This window comes from Neoroseomonas eburnea, assembly GCF_018129005.1.
GTDB classification, from domain to species: Bacteria; Pseudomonadota; Alphaproteobacteria; order Acetobacterales; family Acetobacteraceae; genus Neoroseomonas; species Neoroseomonas eburnea.
Genome location: NZ_JAAEDL010000004.1, coordinates 263,453 through 274,659 on the forward strand (window position 1 = coordinate 263,453; position 11,207 = coordinate 274,659).

At 73.3% G+C, this 11,207-nt stretch carries 8 protein-coding genes; all 8 read right to left on the minus strand.

Going from position 1 to position 11,207, the window contains the following annotated elements:
- Nucleotides 1-92: 92 nt before the first annotated feature.
- From murC to GXW74_RS06500, 8 genes are read right to left on the minus strand one after another with little or no spacing between them, the layout of a single operon-like run.
- Complete coding sequence (gene murC, locus GXW74_RS06465) at nucleotides 93-1,535, minus strand: UDP-N-acetylmuramate--L-alanine ligase (RefSeq protein WP_211845638.1); 1,443 nt, start codon at nucleotides 1,533-1,535, stop codon at nucleotides 93-95.
- Nucleotides 1,535-2,668, minus strand: a complete 1,134-nt coding sequence (gene murG / locus GXW74_RS06470) for an undecaprenyldiphospho-muramoylpentapeptide beta-N-acetylglucosaminyltransferase (protein WP_211845639.1) — start codon at nucleotides 2,666-2,668, stop codon at nucleotides 1,535-1,537. The genes murC and murG overlap by 1 nt, the downstream gene beginning before the upstream one ends.
- Nucleotides 2,665-3,843: an FtsW/RodA/SpoVE family cell cycle protein gene (locus GXW74_RS06475; protein ID WP_211845640.1), complete on the minus strand. Its 1,179-nt coding sequence runs from the start codon at nucleotides 3,841-3,843 to the stop codon at nucleotides 2,665-2,667. The genes murG and GXW74_RS06475 overlap by 4 nt, the downstream gene beginning before the upstream one ends.
- Nucleotides 3,843-5,234 carry a UDP-N-acetylmuramoyl-L-alanine--D-glutamate ligase gene (gene murD / locus GXW74_RS06480; protein WP_211845641.1) on the minus strand — a complete coding sequence of 464 codons (1,392 nt, stop codon included), beginning with the start codon at nucleotides 5,232-5,234 and terminating at the stop codon, nucleotides 3,843-3,845. The genes GXW74_RS06475 and murD overlap by 1 nt, the downstream gene beginning before the upstream one ends.
- Nucleotides 5,231-6,319 carry a phospho-N-acetylmuramoyl-pentapeptide-transferase gene (gene mraY / locus GXW74_RS06485; RefSeq protein WP_211845642.1) on the minus strand — a complete coding sequence of 363 codons (1,089 nt, stop codon included), beginning with the start codon at nucleotides 6,317-6,319 and terminating at the stop codon, nucleotides 5,231-5,233. Before mraY ends, murD begins: the two co-directional genes overlap by 4 nt.
- Nucleotides 6,316-7,686 (minus strand): UDP-N-acetylmuramoyl-tripeptide--D-alanyl-D-alanine ligase, encoded by a 1,371-nt coding sequence (locus tag GXW74_RS06490; protein WP_211845643.1) that lies wholly within the window; start codon nucleotides 7,684-7,686, stop codon nucleotides 6,316-6,318. The genes mraY and GXW74_RS06490 overlap by 4 nt, the downstream gene beginning before the upstream one ends.
- A complete protein-coding gene (locus GXW74_RS06495; RefSeq protein WP_211845670.1) occupies nucleotides 7,683-9,125 on the minus strand; it encodes a UDP-N-acetylmuramoyl-L-alanyl-D-glutamate--2,6-diaminopimelate ligase in 1,443 nt (480 codons plus the stop codon). The genes GXW74_RS06490 and GXW74_RS06495 overlap by 4 nt, the downstream gene beginning before the upstream one ends.
- Nucleotides 9,126-9,129: 4 nt before the next feature.
- Complete coding sequence (locus GXW74_RS06500; protein WP_211845644.1) at nucleotides 9,130-10,992, minus strand: peptidoglycan D,D-transpeptidase FtsI family protein; 1,863 nt, start codon at nucleotides 10,990-10,992, stop codon at nucleotides 9,130-9,132.
- Nucleotides 10,993-11,207 lie beyond the last annotated feature (215 nt).

An 11,207-nucleotide genomic window follows, 5' to 3' on the forward strand; every position in this document is an offset into this window, starting at 1 on the left:
CGGGTGGGGTTCGGGGAGGGCGGCGCCCTCCCTGATCGAGCCCTTCGGCCCGAGAGGGGCGGCGCCCTTCCCGATGGCGGCTGCGGCCATCATCACTTCATCGCCCCCGCCAGCCGCCCGCGCGCCCGCGACTGCAGCGCGGCGAGCTGGTTCGGCAGCGCATGCGCCCACTGCGTGATGTTCCCGGCGCCGAGGCACACCACGTAGTCGCCCGACTTCGCGATGGCGTGGATCATCTCCGGCAGCGAGTCCGGCCCCGGTAGCGGCACGACGGAGCGGTGTCCGCGCGCGCGCAGCCCTTCGACCAGCGCATCCTTGTCGACGCCTTCGATCGGCTGTTCGCCGGCCGCGTAGACGTCGGCGACGATGACCGTGCCGGCGTCGTTCATGCAGGTGCAGAAATCCTCGAACAGCGAGTGCAGGCGGGAATAGCGGTGCGGCTGCACCACCGCGATCACGTCCCGCGCGCCGGCCTGGCGGGCGGCCTTCAGGACGGCGGCGATCTCGACCGGATGGTGGCCGTAGTCGTCGATCACGGCGATGCCGCCGGCCTCGCCGGTGCGGGTGAAGCGGCGCTTCACGCCCTTGAAGCCGGCGAGGGCGGAACGGATGGTCGCCTCGTCCACGTCCATCTCGACGCCGATGGCGATGGCGGCGAGGGCGTTCTGCACGTTGTGCTGGCCGAGCATCGGCAGGCGGAACGGCTTCATGGTGCGGGCGCGGCCGGTGGCGCGGTCGGTCACCGTGACTTCGAAGGTCGCGCCCATGCGGTCGGTGATGACGCGCTCCGCGCGGACGTCCGCCTGCGGGGAGAAGCCGTAGGTGACGATGCGGCGGTCCGACAGGCGCGGGATCATCGCCTGCACCTCCGGGTGGTCCATGCAGAGCACCGCGAAGCCGTAGAAGGGGATGTTGCCGACGAACTGGGCGTAGCCTTCCTTCATCGCCTCCCCGGTGCCCCAGTGGTCGAGGTGCTCGGGGTCCATGTTCGTCACCACGGCGACGACGGCGGGGAGCTTGAGGAAGGAGCCGTCGCTCTCATCCGCCTCCACCACCATCCAGTCGCCCGAGCCCATGCGGGTATTGGTGCCGTAGGCGTTGATGATGCCGCCGTTGATCACGGTGGGGTCGAGCTTCGCCGCCTCCAGCACCGCGGCGACGAGGGAGGTCGTCGTGGTCTTGCCGTGGGTGCCGCCGATGGCGATGGACCATTTCAGCCGCATCAGCTCGGCAAGCATCTCCGCGCGCCGCACCACCGGGATGAGACGCTGCCGCGCGGCGACCACTTCCGGATTGTCGCGCTTCACCGCGGTGGAGACGACGACGACCTGGGCATCGCCCAGGTTCGCCGCATCGTGCCCGACCGCGACCGGGATGCCCGCGCCGCGCAGGCGCTGCACGTTCATGCTGTCGGAAATGTCGCTGCCCTGCACCTGGTAGCCGAGCGTGTGCAGCACCTCGGCGATGCCGGACATGCCGATGCCGCCGATGCCGACGAAGTGGATGGGACCGATATTGAGCGGCAGCGCGCGCATCAGGCGGCCCCCATGGCATGGTGGCGCGCCAGGTCGAGCACGCGGTCGGCGAGGTCCCGCGCGGCGCGCGGGCGGGCGAGGGCGGCAGCGGCGGCGGCGGCGCCGGCGAGCCGCGCCGGCACGGCGAACAGCGCGGTCAGCCGTTCGGCCAGCGCCGTCGGGGTGAAGGCGGGCTGCGGATAGACCCAGGCGGCGTCGGCTTCGGCGAGCGCCCGGGCGTTGGCGTTCTGGTGGTCGTCGATGGCGGAGGGCAGCGGCACCAGCACCGCCGGCCGCCCGGCGCAGGCGAGCTCCGTCACCGTCGAGGCGCCGGCGCGCGCGATGACGAGATGCGCCGTCGCCAGCCGCCCCGCGATGTCGGGGAAGAAGGGCGCGAGGTTGGCGACGACGCCGGCGGTGCGATAGGCGCTCTCGGTGCGCGCGAGATCCTCGGCACGGCATTGCTGCGTCACCAGCAGCCGGGCGCGGATAGCCTCGGGCAGCATGGCGATGGCGGGCGGGACGATGTCGGCGAAGACGCGGGCGCCCTGGCTGCCGCCGGTGACCAGCAGGCGCAGCGCACCGCCATCGGGCGGCACCGGATAGGGCTGCCCGGCCAGCGCGGCGAGCGCCGGCCGCACCGGATTGCCCAGCACCTCAGCCTTCGCGCCGGCGGGCACCTGCGTCGTGCCCTCGAAGGACAGCGCCAGCAGGTCGGCGACGCGCGCCATCAGCCGGTTCGCACGGCCGAGCACCGCATTCTGCTCGTGCAGCACGATGGCTGGCCGCGACCGCCGCGGCATCAGCCGCGCCGCGGCGAGTGGCGGGAAGGAGGCATAGCCGCCGAAGCCCACCACCGCCGAGGGCCGCAGCAGCGCCAGGTGCCGGCGCGCCTGCGCCGTGCCGGCGATCAGCGCCATCGCCCCGGTCAATGCGCCGCGGATGCCGCGGCCGGACAGGCCGGCGCCGCGCAGGACGTAGCGCTCGGCATTGGCGAAGGCGGCGCTGTCATAGGCGGCGGAGCGCGCATCCGTCATCAGCGCGATGCGTTCGCCGCGGCGGAGCAGCTCGGCCGCCAGCGCCTCGGCCGGGAAGAGATGACCGCCGGTGCCGCCGGCGGCGATGACGATGGGTTGCACGAGCGGGCCCCTCACCGCACCCCTCCCGCCGCCAGGGCGGGGGGCAGGCCGGGATCCCCCGCGGCGTCGCCGGCACGCGCGCCGACGCGCCGGCGGGTGAGCGCGAGCAGCATGCCCATGCCGATCGCGATCGCCAGCACCGACGAACCGCCATAGGAGACGAAGGGCAGCGTCATCCCCTTGGTCGGGATCAGGTGCAGGGTGGAGGCCATGTTGACGAAGGCCTGCAGCCCGAACTGCGTCAGCAGCCCGGTGCCCGCCAGCATGACGAAGAGATCGTTCTCGCCGAGCAGCCGCATCAGCCCGCGCACCACCACGAAGGCGAACAGCGCGAGGATCAGCATGCAGACCACCATGCCGAACTCCTCGCCGGCGACGGCGAAGACGAAGTCCGCATGGGCGTCGGGCAGGACGTTCTTGACCCGCCCCTCGCCGGGGCCGCGGCCGAGCAGGCCGCCATTCGCGAAGGCCTCCAGCGCCACGCTGACCTGGTAGGAATCGCCGGAGGTGGGATCGAGGAATCGGTGCACGCGCGACTGCACGTGCGGGAAGATCAGATAGGCGCCGATCGCGCCGGCGATGCCGAGCCCGCCCACCCCGCCGACCAGGAACAGGTTCATCCCGGCGACGAAGAACTGGGCGAAGAACACCGCCGAGACCACCAGCAGCATGCCGATGTCCGGCTGCCCCTTGAGGATGACGGCGACCATGAGGAACAGGCCGAGCGCGATGGACGCGCCCCACACCTTCGAGCCCGGCGCCTTGCCCTCGGCGATCAGCCAGGCCGCCACCACGGCGAAGAAGGGCTTGAGGAATTCCGAAGGCTGCAGCGAAAGGCCGGGGATCGGCAGCCAGCGCCGCGCGCCCTTGATCTCGACGCCGATCACCAGCGTCGCCGCCGTCAGCAGCAGCGCCGCGGCGAAGCCGAGCAGCGCGAAGCGCCGCACGCCCTTCACCGAGAGCAGCGAGACCGCCACCATCAGCCCCGCCGCCATGGCGAGATAGGCGACCTGCTTGATGAAGAACATGTGGCGGGAGGAGGCGCCGATGCGTTCCGCCACCGCCGGGGAGGCGGCGAGCATCATCACGTAGCCGAAGGCGATCAGCGCGAGCAGCGCCGCGAGCGTCCAGCGGTCGACCGTCCACCACCAGCGGCCGAGGACGGAGGTGTCGGCGCGGGAGAAGGACATCAGGCAGCCCCTCCGTTCCGGCTGGCGGCCAGCGCCTGCGCGAGGTCGCGGAAGCGGTCGCCGCGCGCGTCGAAGCCGGTGAACTGGTCCCAGGACGCGCAGGCGGGCGAGAGCAGCACCACCGGCGCGGCCCCCCCGAAGGCGGCCTCGGCGGCGGCGGGCACCGCAGCCTCCAGCGTGCCGGCCACCTCGTGCGCCACGCCGTGCGCGGCGAGCGTCGCCGCCAGCACCGGCGCGTCGCGCCCGATCAGGAAGGCCTTGGCGATGCGCGGGAAGAACGGCGCCAGGGATTCGATGCCGCCCTCCTTCGCCTCGCCGCCCGCGATCCAGACGACGCGATCATAGGAGGCGAGGGCGCGCGCCGCGCTGTCGGCATTGGTCGCCTTGCTGTCGTTGACGAAGACGACGCCGCGCGCCTCGGCCACCCGTTCCTGCCGGTGCGGCAGGCCGGGATAGCTCCGCAGGCCGTCGGCGATCTCCGCCCGCGTCAGCCCGAGCGCGAAACCCGCCGCGGCGGCGGCGGCGGCATTCTGCGCATTGTGGCTGCCGGGCAGGGCGGGCGCCTCGGCCAGGTCGAGGATCGCGCCGGCATCGTCACGCAGCAGGCGGCCCTCCGCCCAGATGCCGCCGGGCTGCGGCGAGAGGCCCGAGATCCGCACCACGCGCGCCGCCAGACCGCGCCCCATCGCGGCGGTCATCGCGTCGTCCTGCCCCAGCACCGCGACGTCCTCGCGCGTCTGCCGGGCGAAGATCCTCGCCTTCGCAGCCGCATAGCCGGCCATGTCGCCATGCCGGTCGAGGTGGTCGGGGCTGAGATTCAGCATGACAGCCACGTTGAAGCGCAGCGTGGCGATTCGCTCCAACATGTAGCTCGACATTTCGAGGGTATAGACCCCTTCGGACCCCAAGATGTTGAGTGAGAGCGCCGGCGGGCCGAGATTTCCCCCCACCGCCGCCTCCCGCCCCGCTCCGGTCAGCATGTGGTGGACCAGCGCGGTCGTGGTGGACTTGCCGTTGGTGCCGGTGATGCCGACGAAGCGTGCCGAGGAATGCGCCGCCAGCACCGCGCGGTAGAGGAACTCGACGTCGGACAGGATCGGCGCCCCGGCGGCGCGCGCCGCCGCCGCCGCCGGATGCGCCTTCGGCAGGATGTGCGGGATGCCGGGGGAGAGCAGCAGCGCATCGGCGCGGAAGCGGCCCTCGGCCGGGTTGCGCACCGTCAGCCCGGCCTCGGCGGCGGCGCGGCGGGTGTCCTCGCGGTCGTCCCAGGCCTCCACCTCCGCCCCCCATGCGGCGAGCCGCAGCGCCGCCGGCAGCCCGGCGCGGCCGAGCCCGACGACGGCGATGCGCGCGCCGGGGAAGGGGGTGAAGGGAGGCTCCGGCGCTGTCATCGGATCTTCAGGGTGCTGAGGCCGACCAGGGCGAGGATCATGGCGATGATCCAGAAGCGGATGACGATGGTCGGCTCGGCCCAGCCCTTCTTCTCGAAGTGATGGTGCAGCGGCGCCATCAGGAAGACGCGCCGGCCGGTCCGCTTGAACCAGAAGACCTGGATCATCACGGAGACGGTCTCGACCACGAAGAGGCCGCCGACGATCGCCAGAACGATCTCGTGCTTGGTGGCGACCGCGAGGCCGCCCAGCGCGCCGCCGAGCGAGAGCGAGCCGGTATCGCCCATGAACACCGCCGCCGGCGGCGCGTTGAACCACAGGAAGCCGAGCGCGGCGCCGATCAGCGCCGAGGCGAGCACCGCCAGTTCGCCGGTGCCCGGCACGTAGTGCAACTGCAGGTAGTCCGCGAAGACGCGATTGCCGACCAGATAGGCGATCAGCGCGAAGACCGCGGCGGCGATCATAACCGGCACGATGGCAAGGCCATCGAGCCCGTCCGTCAGGTTCACCGCGTTGGAGGAACCCATCATCACCAGCATGCCGACCAGCGGGAAGAGCATCCCGAAGGGGATCAGCAGTTCCTTGAACACCGGCAGGGCGAGCTTGTCGGCGAGCGGCACCGGCATCAGCGCCGTGATCCAGATGGCGGCGACCAGGCCGAGCCCCGCCTGCACGGCGAGCTTCATCCGCCCCGAGACGCCCTTGGTGTTGCGCTTGGTCACCTTCAGCCAGTCGTCGGCGAAGCCGAGCGCGCCGTAGCCGACGGTGACGACCAGCACCGCCCAGACCATGCCCGAGCGCAGGTCCGCCCAGAGCAGCGTCGAGACCACCAGGGCGGTCAGGATCATCACGCCGCCCATGGTCGGCGTGCCCTTCTTCTCGATCAGGTGGCGTTCCGGCCCGTCGTCGCGGATCGGCTGGCCGCCGCGCTGGAAGCTGCGAAGCCAGCGGATGATCGGCGCGCCGAACACCAGGCAGATCAGCAGCGCTGTCATGCAGGCGGCGCCGGCGCGGAAGGTGTGGTAGCGCGCCAGGTTGAACAGCGCGAAGTCTTCCGCGAAGGGGGTGAGGAAATTGTAGATCATGCGGCGGGGCTTTCGGTGAGCGCCCGCACCACCGCCTTCATGCCGGTCGCGAGGCTGCCCTTGACGAGGATGGTGTCGCCGTCACGCACCGCGTCGCGCACGATGGGCGCGAGGTCCGTGACGGACGCGGTCCAGGCGCCGACCATGGCCGGCGGGAGCGCAGCGACGGCATGCCTCATCAGCGGCCCGCATGCAAACACCAGATCCGCCGCCTCGCGCAGATGGGACGCAAGGGCGATGTGCTCGGCCTCCGCGAAACCGCCGAGTTCCCCCATCTGGCCGAGTACCGCGAGTTTGCGCCGGCCCGGCAACAGCTTCAGCAGCGCGAGCGCCGCGCGCATCGACGGCGGCTGGCCGTTGTAGGCCTCATCCAGCAGCAGGGCGCTGCCGCCGTCCGGGGTCGCGATGGTCCGGCGGTCGCCGCGGCCGGGCATGGCGCGGAATCCGGCGAGCCGCGCCGCCCCGGCTTCGAGGTCGGCGCCGAGCGCGGCGGCGGCGGCCAGCGCCGCGACGGCGTTGCGCGCCATGTGCAGCCCCGGCGTGCCGAGGCGGAAGGCGATGCGGTGCCCGAGGATCGTCGCCTCGATGTCGCTGCCCTCGGCATCGGCCGCGACGCGCAGCGCGTGGGCATCGCCGCCCTCGCCGAAGGTGACGATGCGAGCGCCGGCGGCGGCCTCGCGCAGGATCGGCAGCAGGGGGCTTTCGGCGGGCAGCACGGCGGTGCCCCCGGGCTCGAGTCCGGCGGCGATCGTCGCCTTCTCCCGCGCGATCGCCTCGAGGCTGCCCATATGGCCGATATGGGCGGTCTCGACTGCGGTGATCACCGCCACATGCGGCCGCGCGAGGCGCGCGAGCGGGGCGATCTCGCCCGGATGGTTCATGCCGATCTCGATCACCGCGAAAGCGGCGTCGCGCGGCGTGCGCGCCAGGGTCAGCGGCACGCCCCATTGGTTGTTGTATGAGGCATCGGCCGCATGCGTCCTGCCGCTGGCAGACAGCGCCGTGCGGAGCATCTCCTTGGTCGTCGTCTTGCCGACGCTGCCTGTGACGCCGACGAAACGAGCGCCGCTGCGCCGCCGCGCCGCCGCGCCGAGCTCGGTCAGCCCGGCCAGCGTGTCGCCCACGCGCAGCAGCGGCGCATCCGGCGCGACGCCCGGCGGGTCGCGGTCGACCAGTGCCGCCGCCGCGCCCTTCGCCAGCGCATCGGCGACGAAATCATGCCCGTCGCGCACGTCGCGCAGGGCGACGAAGAGATCGCCAGCCGCGATGCTGCGCGTGTCGATCGAAATGCCGGTCACCACGACCTCGGCAGCAAGGGCACCGCCGGTCGCCGCGCGCAGCTCGGCCGAGGTCCAGAGCGCGGTCACGGCGCCGCCCCCGCGAGACGGCGGACCACCTCGACATCGTCGAAGGGATGCTTGACCCCGGCGATCTCCTGGCCGACCTCGTGGCCCTTGCCCGCGACGGCCAGCACGTCGCCGGGGCCGAGATCGGCCATCGCCGCGGCGATCGCGGCTTCCCGCGGGCCGGCGTCGATCGCGCCCGGCGCGCCGGCCAGCACGGCGGCGCGGATGGCGGCGGGGTCTTCGCTGCGCGGATTGTCGTCGGTCACCCAGACCTTGTCGGCGGCCTCTGCGCAGGCGCGGCCCATCAGCGGGCGCTTGCCGGGGTCGCGGTCGCCGCCGGCGCCGAACAGCACGTGCAGCCGCCCCGCAGTATGCGGCCGCAGTGCCGCGAGCAACCGGGTCAGCGCGTCCGGCGTATGGGCGAAATCCACATAGACGGCCGCCCCATTGGGCAGGACGACGGCGCGTTCCATCCGCCCGCGCACGCCCGCGAGGCCGGGCAGCGCGGCGAAGACGCGGTCGGCGGGCAGGCCCGCGCCGACCGCCAATGCCGCGGCGAGCAGCGCATTGTCGGCCTGGAAACGCCCCGGCAGGGGCAGGAGGAACTCCTGGCGCGTGCCGAAGGCCTCGGCCTCGATCGCCAGGCCGTCGGGCAGGGGGCGGGCGGCGATCAGGCGCACCGCGTCCCCGGCCTCGCCGACGGTCAGCAGGCGGAAGCGGCGGGCGCGCGCGATGCCGTGCAGCGCGCCGAGCGTCGCCGGGTCCATCTCGGTGCAGATCACGGCGGCGCCGCCGGGCGGCAGCAGCGTGTCGAACAGCCGCAGCTTGGCCGCGCGGTACGCTTCCATCGAGCCATGGTAGTCGAGATGGTCGCGCGTCAGGTTGGTGAAGCCCGCCGCCGCCAGCACCACGCCGTCCAGCCGCCGCTGGTCGAGCCCGTGGGAGGAGGCCTCCATCGCCGCCGCGCCGAAGCCCGCGCGGGCGAGCGCCGCGAGCGCGGCATGCAGCGCCACCGGATCCGGCGTGGTCAGCGACGGACCCGGCGGAAACCCCTCGGCCACCAACCCGAGCGTGCCAAGCGAGGCGGCGCGTTCGCCTTCCGCGATCCAGATCTGGCGCAGGAAATCGACCGTGCTGGTCTTGCCGTTGGTGCCGGTGACGGCGACGACGGTGCGCGGCTGCGCGCCGTGGAAGGCTGCGGCCATCAGCGCCAGGGTGCGGCGCGGATCGGCCGAGGTGATCAGCGGGCGCACCGGCACGCCCGGCGGCCATTCGGTGCCTTCGGGCGCGATCACGGCGGCGGCGCCGCGTTCCACCGCATCGGCGATGAAGGCGCGGCCGTCGGCGCGCGCCCCGGGCAGGGCGGCGAAGACCATGCCGGGGCCGACGGCGCGGCTGTCCGCCGTCAGCCCGGCGATCTCGCCATCCTCGGCCAGGCTCGGCAGGCCGGCGCGGTGCATGAGGTCACCGAGGCGCAAGGCTCGCCTCCCGCTGCGGAGCGGCGGGCGGCGGCGCGATGGCGGGGGTGGCGCCCGGGCGGGACGCGGCCGGGCGGCTGCGGGGCGCTTCGGGCGCCGGTGCCGCCAGCCCCGGCACGCCGCGGCCGTTCATCGGCATGGTGATGGCGCGGGTGATCTCGGGCGTCGCCGGCTCCGGCAGCAGGCCCAGGATCGGCGCGATGCGGGAGATCACCATGCCGGCCGCAGGTGCCGCGACCCAGCCGGCGGTGGCGAAGCCGTGGCTGCGCGCATTGGGCTTCGGTTCGTCCACCATGACGTAGACGGCATAGCGCGGCGCATGCATCGGGAAGGCGCCGACGAAGGCGGCGATGCGCTTGTTCTCAAGGTAGCCGCCGCGCGGGCCGGTCTTCTGCGCCGTGCCGGTCTTGCCGCCGACGAAATAGCCCGGCACCTCGGCGGAACGGCCGGAGCCGTCGGTCACCACCAGCCGCATCATCCGGCGCATGATGTCGGAGGTGCGCTCGCTGAGCACGCGCACGCCTTCGCGCTGGGTGCCCGGCGGCTGCGCCAGGACCGTCGGCTGGCGCAGGATGCCGCCGTTGACGATGGTCGCGCCCGCCGTCGCGACGTGCAGCGGCGTGACCGACATGCCGTGGCCGAAGCCGATCGTCATGGTGTTCAGCTCGCGCCAGGCGCGCTGGGGCGGGACCAGCGGCAGCGCGGTCTCCGGGATCTCGATGCGCAGGCGCGAGGTCATGCCCATGCGCTGCATGAACTCGCGGTGCCGGTTCACGCCCACCGCCGCGGCCATGTGCGCCGAGGCGAGATTCGACGAATAGGCGAGGATCTCCGGCAGGGCGAGCCAGCGGTTCTTGCCGCGGTAGTCGTTGATGGTGAAGCGGCCGACGCTGATGGGGCGGGAGGCATCGTAGCCCTGCCAGGTCTGCAGCCCGTTCTCCAGCGCCATCGAGGCGGTGAGCAGCTTGAAGGTCGAGCCCGGCTCGTAGACGCCGACGGTGACGCGGTTGAAGCGCTGGTCGGCGGTCGCGGAGCCGACGTCGTTGGCGTCGTAGTCGGGCAGGCTGACCATCGCCAGCACCTCGCCCGTGTTGACGTCCATCACCACGCCGGCGCCGCCGATACCGTTGAACTCGGTGATGGCGCGCTGGACGGAATCGCGCAGCGCGAGCTGCACGCGGATGTCGAGCGACAGGCGCAGCCGCTCGGAGGGATTGCCGCGCAGTCGCTCGTCGAAATAGCGCTCGACGCCGGCGATGCCCTGCCCGTCCACGTCGACGCCGCCGATGATGTGCGCGGCGGTGCGCCCTTGCGGGAAGTAGCGGCGCTCGGCTTCCTCGAAATACAGGCCGGGAATGCCCAGCGCGTTGACCTGCGCCATTTCGCGCGGCGTGAGCGCGCGGGCGATGTAGGCGAACTGGCGTTCGCCGGACATGCGCTGGATCAGCCGCTCGCGGTCGAGCTGCGGCAGCACGCTGCGCAGCCGGTCGGCGGCCTCGGCCGCGTTCTCGATCTGGCGCGGGTTGGCGTAGAGCGCGGTCAGCGGCAGGGAGACCGCCATGATCTCCCCATTGCGGTCGGTGACGGTGGCGCGCGCGACCGGTGCCTCGGCGGCCGGCGCCGGCGGGCGGGAGAGGGCGGCGGCGCGCCGCGGCGCGGCGGGGTCGAGCACGGTGGCGAAGGCGAGCTTCAGCGCCACCGCGCCGAACAGGGCGGAGAAGCCGAAGGCGGCGATGACCAGCCGGCCGCGCGTACGCTCGAGGATCGCGCGCCGCATCAGGTCGGGCTGCGTCACGCGTACCACGCTGCGCGCGGGTTCCTCCGCCGTCGCCGCGGGGCGGCGCAGCATGGGCGCGCTCGCCGGGGCCGAATGCGGCTCCGGCGGCCGGACCGAGCCGGGCGGAGGGATGTGGGTCATGGCGATGTGCGCCGCCTAGCGCACGCCGCCGGCGGGCAGCGTCGCCGCGGCGGCGCGGGCGATCGGCACCGGCGGGGCGAGGGCGGGCCCGGTGCCGCCGAGGGCGGAGACGAAGGTGGGCGCGGCGACGGCCGCGGCGGCGGGCG

What these genes read in the sequence shown, in the direction of transcription:
- murC (WP_211845638.1), bottom strand. Translation starts at nt 1,535, where the DNA reads ATGCGCGCGCTGCCGCTCAATATCGGTCCCATCCACTTCGTCGGCATC.
- GXW74_RS06475 (WP_211845640.1), bottom strand. Translation starts at nt 3,843, where the DNA reads ATGTCCTTCTCCCGCGCCGACACCTCCGTCCTCGGCCGCTGGTGGTGG.
- murD (WP_211845641.1), bottom strand. Translation starts at nt 5,234, where the DNA reads ATGACAGCGCCGGAGCCTCCCTTCACCCCCTTCCCCGGCGCGCGCATC.
- mraY (WP_211845642.1), bottom strand. Translation starts at nt 6,319, where the DNA reads ATGATCTACAATTTCCTCACCCCCTTCGCGGAAGACTTCGCGCTGTTC.
- GXW74_RS06495 (WP_211845670.1), bottom strand. Translation starts at nt 9,125, where the DNA reads ATGCACCGCGCCGGCCTGCCGAGCCTGGCCGAGGATGGCGAGATCGCC.
- GXW74_RS06500 (WP_211845644.1), bottom strand. Translation starts at nt 10,992, where the DNA reads ATGCTGCGCCGCCCCGCGGCGACGGCGGAGGAACCCGCGCGCAGCGTG.